The 17,903-nt window shown below is 75.0% G+C and carries 16 protein-coding genes; 6 read left to right on the top strand and 10 right to left on the bottom strand.

The window, feature by feature from the left end:
* Nucleotides 1–116: 116 nt before the first annotated feature.
* Nucleotides 117–494, top strand: coding sequence for a DUF1844 domain-containing protein (locus tag ACQY0Z_RS17480; protein ID WP_019526178.1), 378 nt, complete (start codon nucleotides 117–119; stop codon nucleotides 492–494).
* Nucleotides 495–507: 13 nt separating this feature from the next.
* On the opposite strand, the gene ACQY0Z_RS17475 is transcribed toward ACQY0Z_RS17480, so the two are convergent.
* A complete protein-coding gene (locus ACQY0Z_RS17475; RefSeq protein WP_347225983.1) occupies nucleotides 508–1,287 on the bottom strand; it encodes an SseB family protein in 780 nt (259 codons plus the stop codon).
* A 60-nt stretch (nucleotides 1,288–1,347) separates the two neighbouring features.
* Between ACQY0Z_RS17475 and ACQY0Z_RS17470 the strand changes: the two genes are divergently transcribed.
* Nucleotides 1,348–2,019, top strand: a complete 672-nt coding sequence (locus ACQY0Z_RS17470; protein WP_347225982.1) for a serine hydrolase — start codon at nucleotides 1,348–1,350, stop codon at nucleotides 2,017–2,019.
* A 255-nt stretch (nucleotides 2,020–2,274) separates the two neighbouring features.
* On the opposite strand, the gene mycP is transcribed toward ACQY0Z_RS17470, so the two are convergent.
* Together mycP and ACQY0Z_RS17460 are read right to left on the bottom strand one after the other, a co-directional pair.
* Nucleotides 2,275–3,438: a type VII secretion-associated serine protease mycosin gene (mycP, locus tag ACQY0Z_RS17465; RefSeq protein WP_254586074.1), complete on the bottom strand. Its 1,164-nt coding sequence runs from the start codon at nucleotides 3,436–3,438 to the stop codon at nucleotides 2,275–2,277.
* Complete coding sequence (locus ACQY0Z_RS17460; RefSeq protein WP_439812506.1) at nucleotides 3,435–5,315, bottom strand: hypothetical protein; 1,881 nt, start codon at nucleotides 5,313–5,315, stop codon at nucleotides 3,435–3,437. The genes mycP and ACQY0Z_RS17460 overlap by 4 nt, the downstream gene beginning before the upstream one ends.
* 272 nt (nucleotides 5,316–5,587) lie before the next feature.
* On the opposite strand from ACQY0Z_RS17460, the gene ACQY0Z_RS17455 reads away from it, so the two are divergent.
* Nucleotides 5,588–6,790 carry an amino acid deaminase/aldolase gene (locus tag ACQY0Z_RS17455; protein ID WP_189905874.1) on the top strand — a complete coding sequence of 401 codons (1,203 nt, stop codon included), beginning with the start codon at nucleotides 5,588–5,590 and terminating at the stop codon, nucleotides 6,788–6,790.
* On the opposite strand, the gene ACQY0Z_RS17450 is transcribed toward ACQY0Z_RS17455, so the two are convergent.
* The 4 genes from ACQY0Z_RS17450 to ACQY0Z_RS17435 are packed head-to-tail and all read right to left on the bottom strand — an operon-like array spanning nucleotide 6,741 to nucleotide 11,449.
* Entirely contained in the window at nucleotides 6,741–7,856 is a 1,116-nt protein-coding gene (locus ACQY0Z_RS17450) for a DUF2510 domain-containing protein (RefSeq protein ID WP_439813367.1), read from the bottom strand. The two genes, ACQY0Z_RS17455 and ACQY0Z_RS17450, sit on opposite strands and share 50 nt — an antisense overlap.
* 48 nt (nucleotides 7,857–7,904) lie before the next feature.
* Entirely contained in the window at nucleotides 7,905–8,687 is a 783-nt protein-coding gene (locus tag ACQY0Z_RS17445; protein WP_439812505.1) for a 3-oxoacyl-ACP reductase, read from the bottom strand.
* A gap of 6 nt (nucleotides 8,688–8,693) precedes the next feature.
* Nucleotides 8,694–10,070: an aldehyde dehydrogenase family protein gene (locus ACQY0Z_RS17440; RefSeq protein ID WP_439812504.1), complete on the bottom strand. Its 1,377-nt coding sequence runs from the start codon at nucleotides 10,068–10,070 to the stop codon at nucleotides 8,694–8,696.
* An 8-nt stretch (nucleotides 10,071–10,078) separates the two neighbouring features.
* The gene (locus ACQY0Z_RS17435) at nucleotides 10,079–11,449 is read right to left on the bottom strand and encodes a glutamine synthetase family protein (protein WP_439812503.1); all 1,371 of its coding nucleotides are present in this window, start codon (nucleotides 11,447–11,449) and stop codon (nucleotides 10,079–10,081) included.
* A gap of 85 nt (nucleotides 11,450–11,534) precedes the next feature.
* Between ACQY0Z_RS17435 and ACQY0Z_RS17430 the strand changes: the two genes are divergently transcribed.
* From ACQY0Z_RS17430 to ACQY0Z_RS17420, 3 genes are all read left to right on the top strand, one after another.
* Nucleotides 11,535–12,269, top strand: coding sequence for a FadR/GntR family transcriptional regulator (locus ACQY0Z_RS17430; RefSeq protein WP_189905882.1), 735 nt, complete (start codon nucleotides 11,535–11,537; stop codon nucleotides 12,267–12,269).
* Nucleotides 12,270–12,354: 85 nt separating this feature from the next.
* Nucleotides 12,355–13,872, top strand: a complete 1,518-nt coding sequence (gene eat / locus ACQY0Z_RS17425) for an ethanolamine permease (RefSeq protein ID WP_381730113.1) — start codon at nucleotides 12,355–12,357, stop codon at nucleotides 13,870–13,872.
* 18 nt (nucleotides 13,873–13,890) lie between these two features.
* Complete coding sequence (locus ACQY0Z_RS17420; protein ID WP_439812502.1) at nucleotides 13,891–14,577, top strand: gamma-glutamyl-gamma-aminobutyrate hydrolase family protein; 687 nt, start codon at nucleotides 13,891–13,893, stop codon at nucleotides 14,575–14,577.
* 498 nt (nucleotides 14,578–15,075) lie between these two features.
* Here ACQY0Z_RS17420 and ACQY0Z_RS17415 read toward each other — a convergent pair whose 3' ends face one another.
* The 3 genes from ACQY0Z_RS17415 to ACQY0Z_RS17405 all read right to left on the bottom strand — a co-directional run bounded on the left by ACQY0Z_RS17415 (nucleotide 15,076) and on the right by ACQY0Z_RS17405 (nucleotide 17,676).
* On the bottom strand, nucleotides 15,076–16,011 hold the full coding sequence (locus ACQY0Z_RS17415; protein WP_189905888.1) for a LysR family transcriptional regulator: 936 nt from the start codon (nucleotides 16,009–16,011) through the stop codon (nucleotides 15,076–15,078).
* 367 nt (nucleotides 16,012–16,378) lie between these two features.
* Entirely contained in the window at nucleotides 16,379–17,107 is a 729-nt protein-coding gene (locus ACQY0Z_RS17410) for a helical backbone metal receptor (RefSeq protein ID WP_439812501.1), read from the bottom strand.
* The gene (locus ACQY0Z_RS17405) at nucleotides 17,104–17,676 is read right to left on the bottom strand and encodes a helix-turn-helix domain-containing protein (protein ID WP_189905892.1); all 573 of its coding nucleotides are present in this window, start codon (nucleotides 17,674–17,676) and stop codon (nucleotides 17,104–17,106) included. Before ACQY0Z_RS17405 ends, ACQY0Z_RS17410 begins: the two co-directional genes overlap by 4 nt.
* Nucleotides 17,677–17,903: the final 227 nt, after the last annotated feature.

Below are 17,903 nucleotides of genomic sequence, written 5' to 3'. Positions count from 1 at the left end.
TACGGGTCCGACCGGTCGTTACACAAGGTTAGCAGCTCCCGGAGACCGGTACCAACCGGCCGTCCGCCCGGCTCCTGGCGTCGGGAGCGCTCCGGGCTGCGCCTATCGTGTGGGGCATGAGTGAGACCTCCCCCTCGGACACCCCCGAGACCCCCGGCAACCCCGACTTCGACGCCATGGCCCGCGACATCGCGGAGGTCCCGGCGGTCGAGGTGATCGTGACGGTCGCCGTCAACCTGATGAGCGCCGCCGCCGTGAAGCTCGGTCTGACCGAGGAGGGCGACCAGCACAAGGACCTGGACGAGGCCCGCAAGCTGGTGCACGCGCTGGCCGGTCTGCTGGACGCCTCGGCGACCGAGATCAGCTCGTTCCACGCGGCGCCGCTGCGGGACGGCCTGAAGTCGCTGCAGCTCGCCTTCCGCGAGGCCTCCCTGGTCCCGGACGAGCCGGGCAAGGGGCCGGGCGAGAAGTACACGGGCGCGGTCTACGGCTGACGGCTCGTCTTCGTCACCGACGTACGTACAAGGGCTCGCCGGGAGGCGTCGCCTCGGCCGGCAGGACTGCCAGGTCGAGGCCGCGCACCAGGCGGGCCCTCAGCGTCTCGTCGGCGGCGATCCGCCGGGCGACGGCGCGGGCGGCCTCGGCGACCGGCGCGGCCGGGTCGAGGACCAGGGCGAGGGTGCCGTCGGCCTGTCCCGGCCCGAGGTGGGCGCGGACCACGGCGGGCTCGGCGGCGACGGCGTTCCGTACGGCCTCGACGACGGCGGGGTCCTTCAGCGGGTCGGTGCTGGTGCGGCCCTCGGCGAGGGCGAGCAGCGTGGGCCCGGTCAGTTCGAACGGCACGGGGCCCGCCAGGTCGAGCACGACCGTGTCGGCCTTCTCGTGCGCGGCGGCCTGGAGGGCCTGGTGCAGCGGTACGGCGACGGGGCGGGCCGCCGGGTCCCAGCGGGTGAGGGCGTCGGTGGAGGTGAAGGCGGGCAGCGCCTTGCGGCCTCCGGCCTTCAGGGTGGGTACGGCCATGTCGCTGGTCTTCTCGCGGCGCAGCCCGCCCTCCCGTCGCCCGCCGCCACCCTTCCGAAGAGCTTCGCGCCCCTCTTCTTCGTCCTCCTCCAGCTCTCCGAGGACGGCCACCACGGGGACGAGCAGACGGGCGTCCTTGAGGGCTTCCAGGACCGGGCCGACGGCGTTGCCGTCCTCCGCCCAGGCGGCGAGCGCGGCGCTCAGCCGGGGGTCGGCGGAGCCGTCGTCGTCGCGGAAGGGGGAGTCGGGAATGTTCTTGTTCGCCACGGTCACCGACCTTAGCGGCCGTGTACGGGACGCCCTGACGCGGGCGGGAGGGAGCGCGTGGTGACGGACGGGCCGAGGGTGTCGGCGGCGGCGCTGGATCTGGCGAGCGGGGAGACGTACGTCTCGGGCGAGGGGGTCTTCGTCACGGCGAGCGTGGTGAAGGTGGACATCCTGGCCGCGCTGCTGCTGACCGCGCGGGACGCGGACCGCGCACTCACCGCCTCCGAGCGGGCGCACGCGGAGGCGATGATCGTCCGCAGCGACAACGACGCGGCGACGGCGCTGTGGCAGGTGGTGGGGCGTGCGGCGGGCCTGGACGCGGCGAACGCGCGCCTGGGTTTAGGCCACACCGCGGCCGACGCGCGCTGGGGGCTGACCCGGACGACGGCGGCGGACCGGGTGAGGCTGCTGCGGCGGATGGTCACGCCGGACGGCATGGCGTACGCACGGGAGCTGATGGAGCGGGTCGTGCCGGAACAGGCCTGGGGCGTGCCGGCCCTGGCCGACCCGGGCACACGGTGGGCCGTCAAGAACGGCTGGCTGCCGAGGGACGCGACGGGCCTGTGGGTGGTGAACAGCACGGGGTGCGTGACGGTGGGCGGTCGCGTGTACGCGGTGGCGGTCCTGTCGGACGGACACGCGTCGATGACGGAGGGGGTGGCCCGGGTGGAACGCGCGGCGGGGGAGGCGGTGCGGCGCGCTTTCCGGCGCCGCGGCGGAAGCACCCCTTAGGGGCGCGGGGAACTGCGCGACCAGCCACCCGACCCGCACCCGGCGTTGGCGGGATGCCGCTGCGCCCACCCGTCCCGCCCTGGGGGTACCTCCCAGACCCTCAAGGCACTGGGGGAGGCACGACTGCCCGCAGCTGCGGAGGCGCCCCTCAGGGGCGCGGGAAACTGCGCGACCAGCCACAAACCACCCGCACCCGGCGTCGCAGCGCCAACCCCTCACGGCACGCCGACGTGAACCAACAGGCGCCAGGCGCAATCAGAACGTGTCGCTCTCCCGGCGCCCCCGCCACAGAACAACCGCCGCGACCAGGAGCACGCCGCCGGCGCCACCGGCCAAGGGGGCTGCCCAGTCGGCGGTGTCGTCGCCGGGGGCGTCGGCGGCCGGCCCCGGCCCGAAGTACTCGTCGCCGTACGCCGCCGCCTTCAGCCCCTCCGGCTTCAGACGGCCCGCGGCCTCGATCGCGGCGGCCGGGTCGATGAACCCGAAGCCGCGCGAGTCGTCGCGTCCGGAGGCGGGCGCATTGCGGGCGGTGACCTCGAGCAGCCGCTTGATCTGCGCCGGGGTCAGGTCCGGATGGGCCGCCTTCAGCAGGGCAACGGCGCCGGACACGAACGCCGCCGCGGCGCTGGTGCCCCAGCCCTCGTAGTACTTGTGGTCCGGATCGGCGATGATCACGTCGACCCCGGGCGCGCTGACCGTCGCGTACCAACGGCGGGTGGAGAAGGGCGCGCGGGTGCCGTAGCGGTCGACGGCGGTGGCGGCGATGACCCCCGGATAGGCCGCCGGGTAGGAGATCCGGTCGCCCTTCTCACCGCCGTTCCCGGCGGAGGCGACGACGACCACGCCCTTGCGCAGCGCGTACTGGATCGCCTCGTCCTCGCCCTCCTCCGGGTGCGCGGAGGCGGAGTCGTCGCCGAGGGAGAGGTTGATGACGTCGGCACCGTGGTCGGCGGCCCAGCGAATGCCTTCGGCGAGGGCGTTGCCCCGGGTGCTGCGGGCCTTGGCGCGGGCCGGGTCCTTGTCCTCGAGGATGACGCGGACGGGAAGGATCTTCGCCTCGGGGGCGACGCCCAGGACGCCGTCGCCGTTGCCCGGGCCGTGCCCGTGACCGGCGATGATGCCGGCCATGGCGGTTCCGTGGCGGGCCCATGCCTCGTCGCCCTCGCGCGCGCCGAAGCCGACGAGGTCCTTGCCCTCCAGGACGTTGCCGTCGAGGTCGGGGTGGTCGGCCTCGACGCCGGTGTCCAGGACGGCGACCGTGATGCCGGCGCCGCGCGTGGTGGGCCACACCTGGTCGGCGTGCAGGGCGTCCAGGGCCCACTGCCGGTCGCGGATGGTGTCGGCGTGCGCGGTGGTCGCGGGGACCAGGACGAGGGCCGCGGCGAGCAGGCCGCCGAGGGCGGCGGGGCGCTTCCTCATGACGGACGCTCCGTGGGAGTGCCGGCCCGCTGGCGCAGGGCGCGTTCGAAGCGGTCGGCGAGACCGCGGGCCTCGTGGCCCAGGCCCGCCTGGGCGGGGGCCTCGGTGGCGCCCGACCGCATGGCGTCCTCGGCGGGCTGCGGCTCGTCTACGCCGCGGGCGTCGGCCCAGCCGGAGACGGCGTAGACGACGACGGGTGCGTCGGTGAGGACGGAGATCGCCCAGGAGGCGCGCTGCTCGGGGCCGAAGCCCTCGGCCGCGGTGTCCTTCGCCGCGTACGGCAGGGGCATCAGGTCGCTGCGGCGGTCAAGGCGTTCCCGGTCGAAGCGGCGGGCGAGAGCCTCCATGCCGGCCGCGTCGGCCTCGGTGAACAGCAGGCCGACGGTGGTGACATGGCTCTGCGTGGCGTCGGTGTACGTGGCCCGCAGCAGGCGCTCGCAGCCGACGGGGGCGAGGGCGCGGGTGAGCAGGGCGTCGAAGGCGCCCTTGCAGCCGCTGTCGGGGGCGACGGCGATCCGCGTCCAGACGCGGTCGGCCTCCCCGGGGCCCGCGCCCCGGCCCTGCACGGTGGGCGGGAACAACTGGTCGACGGGCACCTCGTGCCACAGGTCGCCGGCGACCGCGAAGGCGTGCCGGGTGCCGGGGCCCTCGGGTCCGTCGGCGAGCCAGGCGCCGGTGACCGCGCCGCCGATCAGCCCCGTGCCGAGCACGAGACAGACGGCCGCGGCGACGACCTGACCGCGGGTACGGCGGGCGAACGGGCGGGGCCGGCTGTCCGGTTCCCCGAACGTGACGGCGGGCCGCCCCGCGCCGGGGACGCCGCCCGGCGACATGGGCGCGCTCCAGGACAGCGCGGGGTCAGGCTCGGCGGGGACGGGGCGGAGCCGGGTGGTCGTCTCGGAGGAGGTCTCGGCGGGGGCCTCCGTACGGGGCCGGTGCGCGGGGCGCGGCGGCACGGAGGGCGCGGGCGGCGCGACGGAGGCGCGCTGCCCGGCGCCGGGGGACGTGGACACGCCGGGCCCACTGTCGGGCGTCACGGACACGCCGCGCCCGACGGTGGGCGGCGCGTCGGGGAAGCGGGCGGAGGCCTGCGGGGGTGGGGGCGCGGTGCGGTCGGGGGTGTCGGCGCCGATGCGGGGGAAGCGGGGGGCTGCGACCTTGCGGTCGGGGATGTCGTCGCCGGTCGGGCGGTACGTGGGTTCGGCTGGGACCGCGCCTGTACGGCGCGCGTCGGACGCGGCGGGACCATCGCCGGTCGGGCGGTACGGCTGCTCGGCGGTGCCGTCGGTCGGGCGGTACGCCGTCTCCTCTGCAGCCGCACGGCGCGCGTCCGACGCGGGCGGGCGGTGCGCCGGCTCGGCGGGAGCCGTGCCACGGGACTCACCATCGGGCGCGGAGCGCTGGGCGCCCACCGTGCCGTTACCGGCCGGGCGGAACGCCGTCTCCCCGGCACCCACGCCCCGCGCGTCCGACGCGGCAGGCGTCGCCGGGCGGTGCGCCGGCTCGGCGGGAGCCGTGCCACGGGACTCGCCGTCGAGCGCGGGACGCTGGGTGCCGACGGTGCCGTTGCCGGGCGGGCGGTGCGCCGGCTCGGCGGGAACCGCACCACGGGGGTCGCCGTCACGCCGGGCGTCGGGCGCGGAGCGCTGGGCGCCCACCGTGCCGTGGCCGGCCGGGCGGAACGCCGTCTCCTCCGTACCCGCGCCGGACGCCTCCCGTCCCTCGGACTCCGGGGGCCGGGCGGTCACCCGCTCCGTGTCCTCGGAGCCGGGCCGGTCCAGTGGGGTCCGGGGGTCGAACGGTCCCGGGTTGCCCGCGGTGCGGGGGGCCTGGGGCGGGCGCGGGGGGAGGGAGGCGCGGCGCGCTTCCGTGCTCATGCACCCCCCGTTTCCTCGTGCCCGGGCCGGTCCTCGTCGTCCGCGGCCGGTGTGTCGCTGCCAGGTGGCCCGGCGCGGACGCGTCCCGGGCACAGATACCCGCACGACCGGCGCGTCATCCCGCCCGGACGTCCGGGCCGGCCCCGTACCGCCGTGCGTGCGCGTCACTCTACGGCGTGCGGCGCGCCGAACGGGAACCAGTCCACAGGCCCGCGGCATCTGCCCGGAACGTCCCCCTACCCTGCGGTAATCCGGTCTGGCAGGCTGCGGTCATGACTGCGCGCGCCGCCGACCGGGCCCGTTACGACCGGGCCACCGCCCAGCTCGACGCCCCCGTCGCGATCGTGGATCTGGACGCCTTCGACGCCAACGCGGACGATCTGGTCCGCCGTGCCGGGGGCAAGCCGATCCGGGTCGCCAGCAAGTCCGTGCGCTGCCGGGCGCTGCTCGAACGCGCCCTGGCCCGCGAGGGTTTCGCGGGGATCATGTCGTTCACGCTCGCCGAGTCGCTGTGGCTGGCCCGCTCCGGTTTCGACGACGTCCTCCTCGCCTATCCGTCCGCCGACCGCGCCGGGTACGCCGAACTCGCCGCCGATCCCAAGCTCGCCGCCGCCGTCACCGTGATGGTGGACGATCCGGCCCAGCTGGACCTGATCGACGCGGCGCGGGCGGGCGGCAGCGAAGTGGTGCGGGTGTGCCTGGAGTTGGACACCGCGCTGAAGCTGCTCGGCGGGCGGGTGCGGATCGGCGCCCGCCGCTCCCCGCTGCACTCCCCCGCCCAGGTCGCCGAGGTGGCCCGCGCGGTGGCCCGTCGGCCGGGGTTCAAGGTCGTCGGGATCATGGCGTACGAGGGGCATGTGGCCGGGGTAGGTGACGCGGTGGCCGGGCGGCCGCTGCGGTCCCGCGCGGTGCGGCTGATGCAGGCGGCCGCGCGCCGTGAACTCGCCGAGCGGCGGGCCGCGGTGGTGCGGGCGGTCCGGGAGGCCGTGCCGGACCTGGAGTTCGTCAACGGCGGCGGCACCGGCAGTGTGCAGCACACCGCGGCCGAGGACGCGGTGACCGAGATCGCGGCCGGTTCGGGGCTGTACGTGCCGCGGCTGTTCGACAACTACACGTCGTTCAGGGGCCGTCCGGCCGCGCTGTTCGCCCTGCCGGTGGTGCGGCGGCCCGGGGTCGGCGTGGTGACGGTGCTGGGCGGCGGCTACCCGGCGTCCGGCGCGCCCGGCGCGGACCGGCTGCCGGTGCCGTATCTGCCGGAGGGGCTGCGCTACGACCCTCAGGAGGGCGCCGGCGAGGTGCAGACGCCGCTGCTGGGGCCGGTCGCGGACGATCTGCTGATCGGCGACAAGGTGTGGTTCCGGCACGCCAAGGCGGGCGAGCTGTGCGAGCGGTTCGACACGCTGCACCTGGTGGAGGGGGACGCGGTCACGGCCACGGTGCCGACGTACCGGGGTGAGGGCCAGACCTTCCTGTAACCCCCGCGCCCGCTCGGCCGGTCGGGCCGATGCTGCTGCCTACGCCGCCGCCTGACGCCTGGTCGGCGGTCGAGCGGATGCCCTTGGTGATGCGGTCCATGTCGGCCACGGGAGGTCCGTCCGGGCCCGCCTCGAAGAGGAAGCGGACGAGGACCGGGGACTCGGTGCCGACGCTGGACGGGAAGACGAGGGACTGGACGTAGCCGCCGGGGCCCTTGGCGGTGGTCACCCGCCAGCGGACCAGGTAGCCGGCGCGGCCCGCCACCGCGACCGGGCCCGCCCTGACGACCTGGTGGGACGTCATGCCGCCGTAGGGGCGGTTGCCGAGGGTGTCCTCGTCGAAGGCCTCCTCGGCGGCCTCGGTGATGTCCGCCTCGGCGAGGGCGCGGGGCGAGGTCTCGTCGGTGGCGGTGACCGTACGGGAGATGACCATGCCGCCGCGGCAGAGGGTGCCCTCGCCGGGGCAGTCGTGGGTGCCGTCGGTGGTCATGACGGCGTCCTTCTCGACGACGTGCCGCGGACGGACCCAGCCGTCGAGGAGCGGGAAGGTGACACCGTTCAGCTCGTCCACGACCACGCCCTCGTCCTCCGGGGCGGGCTGGGAGGTGGAGGGCGACGGTGACGGCTGCGTGGACTGTGTCGTGGGCGCGGGCGCGGTCGGGCTCGGCCCGGTGCGGACCTCCGGGTCCCCGTCGTCACGGGTGAGCGCCACCGCCCCGGCGACGACGGCGGCGACCAGCACGGCCCCGGCGGCGGTCAGGGCGACGGCCTTGACCCCGCCGCCCGAGCCGCCTGACCCGCCCGAGCGGCCGGACCCGCCGGTACTGCCACCACCGGACGCGGCGACCGGAGGACCGAAGCCTCCCGGAGCCCCGTACGGACCTGGCGTACCCGGCGCGCTCGGGACGCCCGGCGGCCCGAAGCCACCCGCCCCCGCCCCGGACGCAGCCGCCGGCCCGGACCCGGCCCCCGGCGTCCGCCGGTGCTCGGTCCAGCCCGTGCCGTCCCACCAGCGGTCCAGATGCGGGGCGTGCGGGTCGGCGTACCAGCCGGGCGGGGGCGTCATGCTCATCCGGGCACTGTAACGACGGGCGCCTCCGCCCCGTGCCGCCCGCTACAGCGGTGTGACGTACGCCCCCGAGATGCCGCCGTCGACGAGGAAGTCGGTGGCGTTGACGAAGGACGAGTCGTCGCTGGCCAGGAAGGCGACGGCGGCGGCGATCTCCTCGGCCTCGGCGAACCGGCCGAGCGGGATGTGCACCAGCCGGCGCGCGGCCCGCTCCGGATCCTTGGCGAACAGCTCCTGGAGCAGCGGGGTGTTGACCGGTCCGGGGCACAGCGCGTTGACCCGGATGCCCTCACGGGCGAACTGCACGCCCAGCTCACGGGACATCGCGAGGACGCCGCCCTTGGAGGCGGTGTAAGAGATCTGGGAGGTCGCCGCACCCATGCGGGCCACGAAGGACGCGGTGTTGATGATGGAGCCCCTGCGCTGCTCGCGCATGTAGGGGATGGCGGCCTTGCAGCACAGGTAGACGGAGGTGAGGTTGACCTCCTGGACCCGCCTCCACGCCTGAAGGCCCGTCTCCAGGATGGAGTCGTCGTCGGGCGGCGAGATGCCCGCGTTGTTGAAGGCGACGTCCACGCTGCCGTACGTCTCGTACGCGGTGCGGAACAGCGCCTCGACCTGCTCGGCGTCGGTGACGTCCGTCTTGACGAAGATGCCGCCGCTCTCCTCGGCTGCGGCCTTGCCGCGGACCTCGTCGACGTCCGCGCAGACCACGTTCGCCCCCTCGGAGGCGAGGCGGCGCGCGGAGGCGAGCCCGATGCCGCTGCCGGCTCCGGTGACGACGGCGGTGCGGCCGGTCAGGCGGCGGCAGATGATGTCCTCGCTCATGTGCGGTCAGGCCTCCGTGCTGATGAAGACGTTCTTGGTTTCGGTGAAGGCGGTCAGGGCGTCCGGGCCCAGCTCGCGGCCCACGCCGGACTGCTTGAACCCGCCGAAGGGGGTCCAGTAGCGCACGCTCCCATGGGAGTTGACGGACAGGTTCCCGGCGCGTACGGCGCGGGAGACGCGCAGGGCGCGGCCGACGTCCCGGGTCCACAGCGAGCCGGCGAGTCCGTAGTCGGTGGCGTTGGCGAGGCGGACGGCGTCGGCCTCGTCGTCGAAGGGGAGGACGACGGCGACGGGTCCGAAGACCTCCTCGACGGCGACCCGGTCGCCGGGGTCCACGCCGGTCAGGACGGTGGGCGGGAACCAGTAGCCGGGGCCCTCGGGGGCCTTGCCGCGGATGCCGTCGAGGGTGTCGGGGACGTAGGAGCGGACGCGGTCGAGCTGGGTGCGGGAGATCAGCGGGCCCATGTCGACGTCCTCGTCGCCGCCGGGGTCGCCGACGCGGACGGCCTCGATCGCGGGGGCGAGCAGCTCCAGGAAGCGGTCGTACGCGGTCCGTTCGACGAGCACACGGGTGCGGGCGCAGCAGTCCTGTCCGGCGTTGTCCAGGAAGGACATGGGTGCGGCGGCCGCGGCGGCCTCCAGGTCGGCGTCGGCGAAGACGATGTTGGGGCTTTTGCCGCCGAGTTCGAGGGTGACCCGCTTGAGGTGGGCGGCGCCCTTGGCCCACACCTGTTTGCCGACGGCCGTCGACCCGGTGAACACGATCTTGGCGACGCCGGGGTGTTCGACGAGGGCGTTCCCGGCGACCGCGCCGTGTCCGGGCAGCACCTGGAACAGGCCCGCGGGGAGCCCGGCCTCCAGGGCGAGTTCGGCGAGGCGCAGGGCGGTGAGGGGGGTCGTCTCGGCGGGCTTGAGGAGGACGGCGTTGCCGGCGGCGAGGGCGGGTGCGGTGCCCCAGGCCGCGATGGGCATGGGGAAGTTCCAGGGCGCGATGACGCCGACGACGCCGAGGGGTTCGAGGAAGGTGACGTCGACGCCGCCCGGGACCGGGATCTGGCGGCCGGTGAGGCGTTCCACTCCCCCGGCCGCGTAGTCGAGCAGGTCGCGGACGTTGCCCGCCTCCCAGCGGGCGTTGCCCAGGGTGTGGCCGGCCTCGCGGACCTCCAGCCGGGCGAGTTCCTCGACGTGGTCGTCGACGGCGGCGGCGAACCGCCGCAGCAGACGGGCTCGTTCGCCGGGCGCGAGGGCGGCCCAGACGGTCTGGGCGCGGGCCGCGCGGGCGACGGCGGCGTCCACGTCGGCGGGGCTCGCGGCCGGGACGGTGGCGATGACCTCCTCGGTGGCGGGGTTGCGCACCTGGAGCTCGGCGGACTGGTCGGACACTCGGGGCCTCACATGCGTTCGAAGGAGCGGCGCAGCTCCCAGTCGGTGACCGCGGCGTCGAAGGCGTCGATCTCGACGCGCGCCATGTTGCGGTAGTGGGCGACGACCTCCTCGCCGAAGGCCGCCTTGGCGATCTCGCTGCGCTCCCACAGCTCGGCGGCCTCGCGCAGCGTGGTGGGGACGTGCTCGTAGCCGGCGGTGTAGGCGTTGCCCGCGCATGCCTCGGGGAGTTCGAGGCGCTGCTCGATGCCGTGCAGGCCCGCGGCGACCATGCCGGCCACGGCCAGGTAGGGGTTGACGTCGCCGCCGGGCAGCCGGTTCTCGAAGCGCAGGGAGCGGCCGTGGCCGACGACGCGCAGCGCGCAGGTGCGGTTGTCGTGGCCCCAGGCGACGGCTGTCGGGGCGAAGGAACCCGGCTGGAACCGCTTGTAGCTGTTGATGTGCGGGGCGTGGAGCAGGGAGAACTCGCGGAGCGCGGCGAGCTGTCCGGCGAGGAAGTGCCGCATCACCTCGGACATGCTGTCCGGGTCCTCCGCCGACTCCGGCATGGCGCTCTCCCCGCCGAGGTCGGCGAGGGAGAGGTGGATGTGGCAGGAGTTGCCCTCGCGTTCGTTGTACTTGGCCATGAAGGTGATCGAGACGCCCTCCTGGGCGGCGATCTCCTTGGCTCCGGTCTTGTAGATCACGTGCTGGTCGCAGGTGACCAGGGCCTCGTCGTAGCGGAAGGCGATCTCGTGCTGGCCGGGGTTGCACTCGCCCTTGGCGGACTCGACGGTGAGTCCGGCGCCGGACATCTCGTTGCGGATGCGGCGCAGCAGGGGCTCGATGCGGCCGGTGCCGAGCACCGAGTAGTCGATGTTGTACTGGTTGGCCGGGGTGAGGCCCCGGTAGCCGGCGTCCCATGCCTGTTCGTAGGTGTCCTTGAAGACGATGAACTCCAGCTCGGTGCCGACCTGGGCGGTGTAGCCGAGGGCGGCGAGCCGGTCGAGCTGCCGGCGCAGTATCTGGCGGGGCGCGGCGGCCACCGGGGAGCCGTCGGCCCAGGCGAGGTCGGCGGTGACCATCGCGGTGCCCTCGTTCCAGGGGACGCGGCGCAGGGTGTCCAGGTCCGGGTACATGGCGAAGTCGCCGTAGCCGGTCTCCCAGGACGACATGGCGTAGCCGTCGACGGTGTTCATGTCGGCGTCCACGGCGAGCAGGTAGTTGCAGCCCTCGGTGCCGTGGTGGAGGACCTCGTCGAGGAAGAAGCGGGCCGCGAACCGCTTGCCCTGGAGGCGGCCTTGCATGTCGGGGAAGGCCAGGACGACAGTGTCGATCTCGCCGCCCGCGACGAGGGCGTGCAGCTCCTCGACGGGAAGCGGGGGTGTGCGGTCTGCCACGGGAGGGCCTCCTCGGGCTTCTTCGGTCAGCCGGGAGCCATAAGGTATTGCCGGGAACCATTGCTTGGGAAGGGGGCACGACCAGATGCCGGAGGATGCGGTCGGCGCGGTCGGGGACCGGCTGGCGCCGGTGCTGCGGCAGGTCCGTGCGGGCAACGGCTTCGAGGAGGCGCTGGAGCAGATCCTCCAGGTGGTGCGCCTTGGCCTGGTGGCGGGCGGGGAGCGGCTGCCGGCGGAGCGGGAGCTGGCGGAGCGGCTGGGGATCAGCCGGGTGACGCTGCGCGAGGTGCTGAAGGTGCTCCAGGACCAGGGCCTGGTGGAGTCGCGGCGCGGGCGCTACGGCGGGACGTTCGTGCTGCCCCGGCCGACGGACACCGGCGAGGAGGAGCTGCGACGGCGGATCGCCGAGGTCGACATCGAGGACGTGCTGCGCTTCCGGGAGGTGCTGGAGGTCGGCGCGGCCGGGCTGTGCGCGGCGCACGGGCTGACCCGGGAGCGGGCGGGGCGGCTGCGGGAGGCGCTGGCGGGCACGCAGGAGGCGCCGCTGGCCGACTACCGGCGGGCGGACACCCTGTTCCACCTCACCGTGGCGGAGCTGTCCGGCTCGCCCACGCTGACCGCGCAGTACGCGGCCGTGCGGGCGACGGTGAACGACCTGCTGGACTGCATCCCGCTGCTGGTGCGCAACCTCGAGCACTCGCAGCGGCAGCACGGGGCGCTGGTGGAGGCGGTCCTGGAGGGGGACGCGGACGGGGCGCGCGAGGTGATGCGGGAGCACTGTGCGGGTACGGCGGCGCTGCTGCGGGGGTTCCTCGCCTGACGGTGTGGCGCGCGGCGGGTGCGGGCAGGGTTTACCGCGGCTTAACGCACGGGGGTTGCGCTCACGTCCGGTACGCCACGAAGGTATGGGCCCACAAAGGTCTGGATCCGTTCCATTACCACCTTCCGCGCCACACCGCCTCCTGGGGAGCCGTGCCGTGAGCCTTCCATCCGCATCCCGTGAACCCGCCGGTGAGCCCGACGACTACCTGGAGCGCCGGAAACTGCGCCGGGGCAGCGCCGGCTGGCTGCTGCTGACCGGCCTCGGCGTCGCCTACGTCGTCTCCGGCGACTACTCCGGCTGGAACTTCGGCCTGGCCGAGGGCGGCTTCGGGGGCCTGGCGGTCGCCATGGTCCTGATGGGCGCCATGTACACCTGCATGGTGTTCGCGCTCGCCGAGCTGTCGTCGATCCTGCCCACGGCGGGCGGCGGCTACGGCTTCGCCCGCCGGGCGCTCGGCCCGTGGGGCGGCTTCCTCACCGGCACGGCCATCCTCATCGAGTACGTCCTCGCACCGGCCGCGATCTCCATCTTCATCGGCGACTACGTCGAGTCGCTCGGCCTGTTCGGCCTGGAGTCCGGCTGGCCCGTGTACCTGGCCTGCTTCGTCGTCTTCATCGGCATCCACCTGTGGGGCGTCGGCGAGGCCCTGCGCTTCAGCTTCGTCGTCACCGGCATCGCGGTGGCCGCGCTGGTGGTGTTCGCGCTGGCGGCGCTGCCCGAGTTCGACGCGTCGTCGCTGGACGACATCCCGGTGGACTCCTCGGCGCTGGGCGCGAGTTCCTGGCTGCCGATGGGGCTGCTCGGCATCTGGGCGGCGTTCCCGTTCGGCATGTGGTTCTTCCTGGGCGTGGAGGGCGTGCCGCTGGCCGCCGAGGAGACCCGGGAGCCGGCCCGTACGCTGCCGCGCGCGATCCGCTGGTCGATGGGCATCCTGGTGGTGCTGGCCCTGATGACGTTCTTCACGGCGGCCGGCGCGCGCGGCTCGTCCGCGATCCAGGACGCGGGCAACCCGCTGGTCGAGGCGCTCCAGCCGGACGGCGAGGCGACCGTGCTGAGCAGGATCGTGAACTACGCGGGACTCGCGGGGCTCGTCGCCTCGTTCTTCTCCCTGATCTACGCCGGCTCCCGGCAGCTGTTCGCCCTGTCCCGGGCGGGCTACCTGCCCCGCTTCCTGTCCCTGACCAGCAGCCGGCGCGCCCCGTACCTCGGTCTTGTGGTGCCGGGCGCGATCGGGTTCGCACTGGCCGCGAGCACGGGCAACGGGGCGCGGATGCTGAACATCGCCGTGTTCGGTGCGACGATCTCCTACGCGCTGATGTCGCTGTCGCACATCGTGCTGCGGCGCCGCGAGCCGGAGCTGCCGCGGCCGTACCGGACGCCGGGCGGGGTGCTGACCTCGTCGGTGGCGCTGGTGCTGGCCTGCGCGGCGCTGGTGGCGACGTTCCTGGTGGACGTGACGGCGGCGTTCATCGCGCTGGCGGTGTACATCGTGGCGCTGGCCTACTTCGGGCTGTACAGCCGCAGGCATCTGGTGGCGAAGGCGCCGGAGGAGGAGTTCGCGGCACTGGCTGCGGCCGAGGCGGAGCTGGCGCGGGACTGAGGAAGAGGAGGTGCCCGGGTGTCGGGCAGGCCACTGATCGGCATCAGTACGTACGCGGAGTCGGGCGTGCGGTGGGGCGTGTGGCAGCTGGACGCCGCGCTGCTGCCGGCCGGGTATCCGCGGCTGGTGCAGCGGGCGGGCGGACTCGCGGCGATGCTTCCGCCGGACGCGCCGGAGCACGCGGCGGCGGCCGTGGCCCGGCTGGACGGCCTGGTCATCGCGGGCGGCCCGGACGTGGAACCCGTCCACTACGGCGCCGAGCCCGACCCGCGCACGGGGCCTCCGGCCCGGGCCCGGGACGCCTGGGAACTGGCGCTGATCCGCGCCGCCCTGGAGCGGGGCGTGCCCCTGCTCGGCATCTGCCGGGGCATGCAGCTGCTGAACGTCGCCCTGGGCGGCACCCTGGTCCAGCACATCGACGGCCACGCGGAGGTCCCGGGCGTCTTCGGCCACCACCCCGTCGAGCCGGTCCCGGGAACGCGGTACGCGGAGGCGGTCCCCGAGGGAACGTCGGTCCCGACCTACCACCACCAGGCGGTCGACCGCCTGGGTGCCGGCCTGCTCCCGTCCGCGTACGCGGAGGACGGCACGGTGGAGGCGGTCGAACGGCCGGACGGCCCTTGGGTGGTGGGGGTGCAGTGGCATCCGGAGATGGGGGAGGACGAGCGGGTGGTGCGGGCGCTGATCAGGGCGGCGGGGGGCTGAAGGGGGGCGGGCCTCCGGCGGCAGCGCGGGGTGCCGATGCAGCGCCCTTGGGACACGAGCGCCCTGCCGGGGGCCGGACCGGGCTCGCGTCGGGCCCGGCACCCAAGGCACCGGCCTCATGCGGTACGGAGCCATGGCCCATGGCAGACGGGAACCCGCCCCGCCCCCGGCCACCCCGGCGCGCCGGGCCTCTCGGGCCGTGCGCCTGCCCGTCGCCGGGAGCGGACTTCCGGACCCTGCGCGGCGACCTCGAGAGTGGCCGCGGACATGCGCTCACCCCGAGGGCGCCGAGGCACAAAGGCCGGCGCGCCCAGCCGCCGTCGAGCCCGGACCCCGGCTCACGGGCTTCCGCCGGACGCCGAAGACGGGTTGAAGCCCCGCAGGGCCGTGCCGTCCCGCCGGGACGACACTCCCGTCGACCATCCCCCGGCCCCGGGGGGGGTGCGGCGGGCGACTCCGAGGACCGCGGCCCTCCTCAGCGGGCGCGAACCCCAGGCGTCAGCTGCGCGTCAGCGACAGCAGGTCCCGGGCCGGGCCCGTCGGGCGGTGACCTGTGGGCCAGACCGCTCGGAGGTCACGGGCCAGGGCGACCGACTGGACCGGGATGCGGACCAGGCGGCGCATCCCCAGCTCCTCCCCCACCGCCAGTTCGCTCAGCACCGCGGGTCCCGCGCCGCCGACCGCCGCCGCCTTGACCGCCGTCGTCGAGGACAGCTCGATCAGCGGGCGGGCCAGCCCGCCGAGCGCCGCGTCCAGCACCTGCCGGGTGCCCGAACCCTCCTCGCGCAGGACCAGCGGGGTGGCCGCCAGTTCCTCCGCCGCGAGGGGGCGCCTGCGGCGGGCCCAGGGATGCGTGGGGGCCGTGACGACGACCAGGCGGTCGTGGGCGATCACCGCGGAGTCCAGTCCGGCCGGCACCGTCAGCCCTTCCACGAACCCGAGGTCCGCCTCCCCCGCCAGCAGCCGTTCCGCGACGGCCGTCGAGTTGCCGGCGAGGAGGGACACCGCCGTGTCGGGCCGCTGCGCGCGCAGCGCGACGAGCCACCCAGGCAGCAGGTACTCGGCGATCGTCATGCTCGCCGCGACCCTCAGCCGTGAGTCCCTGCGGTCCCGCAGCGCCTGCGCGCCCGCGTCGAACGCCTCGGCCGCCTCGACGATGCGCCGGGCCCAGTCGGTGACGAGGGCGCCCGCGTCGGTGAGCCGGGAGCCGCGGGGCGAGCGGTCGACGAGGGCGACGCCGAGCTGCCGTTCCATCGACCGGATCCGGCTGCTCGCGGCGGGCTGGGTGATGCCCAGCTCCCGCGCGGCCCGGCCCAGACTCCCCACCCGCGCCACGGCGAGCAGCAGCTCGAGCGCCCCGAGATCGGGCACCCGGTGCGCGAGCGAACCGCCGTTGCCGGGCCGTTCGCCGCCGTGGTCTTCCGTCCTGCTCATAAGCCCAGCTTATGCAACGCGGGGCGCGGGCCCGGACGAGCGGCGTCCGGGCCCGCGTCCCCGCCTGGCGGAACACACCGCACGCCCCGGGCAGGCGCCCTCCCCGCCCGCTCGCGGACCCGTGGTCCCGTCCGAGGGAACACGCGGCGTGCCATGCACGCTACCGGCCGGCACGGTGCGCCCGGGGTGCAGGCGCCCGCCTCTGCCACTTCCCGCCGCTCCGGCCCGCTCAGGCGGGTTCCGCGCAGCCGCGCACGGTCATCGGCCGTAACGCACCGTCCGCTCGCCCTACCCCGGGCGGCGCCCCATGCATGCCCGCCCACAGCTGCCCGCGCCCCGCGCAGCCCACCCACGCGGCGCGTACCGCTCAGGCGACGGCCTTCCTCAACTCCCGCCCCAGCACCCCCGGCGCCTCCGCCAACGACGGCCCGTACCACGTGAGATGGCGTCCGCCCACCAGCGCGCACGGCACCTCGGGGAACGCTTCCGGGCCGTCGTCCGCCGTGAAGCGGTACGGCTCGTCGGGGAGGACCACCAGATCCGGGCGCGCCGCGCGCAGGGCGTCGAGCGGGACGCGCGGGTAGCGGTCGGCGTGGTCGGCGTACAGCGTGTGTACGCCGAGGCGGGCGAGCACGTCGCCCGCGAAGGTGTCGCGGCCGAGCACCATCCACGGGCGGCGCCAGATCGGGACGACCGCCGTGCGCGGCTCCTCGAAGGCGGGCGGTGTCTCCCACGCCGTCTCCGCCGCGTCCAGCCAGCCGGGACGGCTCCGCACCCCGCACGCGGCCAGGACGCGGTCCAGTTCGGCGAAGGCCTGCGGCAGGGTCCGTACGTGGGTGACCACCACGTCGACACCGGCCGCGCGCAGGGCGTCCAGGTCACCCGGCCGGTTCTCCTCCTCGTTGGCGATCACCAGGTCGGGCGCGAGCTCGGTGATGCGGTCCACCGCCGGGTTCTTGGTGCCGCCCACGCGGGCCACGTCGAGCCCGGCAGGGTGCGTGCACCAGTCGGTCGCCGCGACCAGCGCACCGGGCGCCGACACCGCCACCGCCTCGGTGAGCGAGGGGACGAGGGACACCACGCGCGGGGTGCTCATCGGCGCGGCTTGGTGTCCCGCAGCGCCTCGATGTGCTCGGCGACGGCGACGACCAGCAGCCGGGTCTCCGGCACCGTGGCCCGCCAGCGGTGCCGTACGCCCCCGGTGAGGTACAGGGTGTCGCCGCGCCCGAGCCGGTAGGCGCGCCCCTCGGCCTCGATCTCCACGGCGCCTTCCGCGACGTACATCAACTGGTCGTTCCGGAACTGCAGTTCACGCCCGGCGTCATGGTCGCCGGTGAACTCCTGTGCGTGCATCTGGTGGTGGCCGCGGACCAGGGACCGCACCCGCGGCTCCTCCCACTCCTCCATGCCCTCGGCGCGCACGACGTCCACGCTGCACGCCGGGTCGGCGGCGGCGAGCAGTTCGACCGCGGTGGTGCGCAGCGCGTCCGCGAGCTTCTCCAGGGAGCTCTGGCTGGGACGTGCGCGCTCGTTCTCGATCTGGCTGAGGAACGGGACCGACAGACCGCTGCGCTCGGCCACGACGGCGAGGGTGAGGTCCAGCGCGCGGCGTCGCCGCCGCACGGCCGCGCCCACCCGCAAAGGCTGTTCTTTGTGGTCGCCCATCGCTCCGGCTCCCTCCTTCGCCGCTCGTCGCACCCGACCGCCGGGGTTCCGGCGCTCTTCCCTTGCTGAGTTGTCTGCACCCTACGCATGTTCGGCAAACCGTTTCAGGCGCCTGTCACGTCGCCGTCACGCGCGGCCGGTGCGGACCTCACAGTTCACGCCAGCCGCCCGCCGGTCCCCTCGGCACCCCCCGGATGCGAAAAGGGGTGTTCCCGCCATTGTTCACC

Origin of the sequence: Streptomyces sp. P9-2 (assembly GCF_051903975.1) — a bacterium.
In the GTDB taxonomy this organism is placed as follows: domain Bacteria; phylum Actinomycetota; class Actinomycetes; order Streptomycetales; family Streptomycetaceae; genus Streptomyces; species Streptomyces cellulosae.
The sequence above is the reverse complement of the archived record's forward strand: the minus strand, read 5'-3'. Positions and strand labels throughout refer to the sequence as shown.